Source organism: Leyella stercorea (assembly GCF_021531655.1).
The window spans coordinates 1-407 of sequence record NZ_JADYUF010000124.1 but is presented as its reverse complement, the minus strand read 5'-3'; the positions used below and the strand labels follow the sequence as shown (position 1 = coordinate 407).

Here is a 407-nt window from a genome sequence, read left to right as displayed (position 1 = left end):
CTTCATGTCCCTCATGGATGAACTTGTCAAGCACTCCTATGTATCTATTTTGCCGAGCCATGCTTTCACGTTTAGCTTCGGCTTCTTGCCGAGCCTTTTCTTTTGCACCTTCCTCCTTTCGTGCTTCCACTCGTCTCCATGCATCAGTCATTTCTGGCTCTTGCCAAATGGCATTCCAACGAGCCTTCAAATCATTGTACATTTCCATAAGTGTGGTATTATAACTTTTGGCACTGGCGAGTTCTTCCTTCGCATAGACAAGTTGAGTAGTCACTCGCTCCACAGCCTTCTCGTCAAGTTGAGAGATGCGTTGTTTGACTTTGTTGTTTTCTGCCTTTAGCGCATCATTCTCGGCACGAAGTGACTTGTTCTCCTCTATCTGCTTATTGAGATTCTGCATATAGTAA

Annotated in this window: 1 pseudogene; it reads right to left on the bottom strand. The window is 44.7% G+C overall.

Features of this window, described 5'->3' with window-relative positions:
- Positions 1–400 (bottom strand): annotated as a pseudogene (locus I6E49_RS14305) (MobV family relaxase); the annotation flags it as partial.
- Between the last annotated feature and the right edge of the window lie 7 nt (positions 401–407).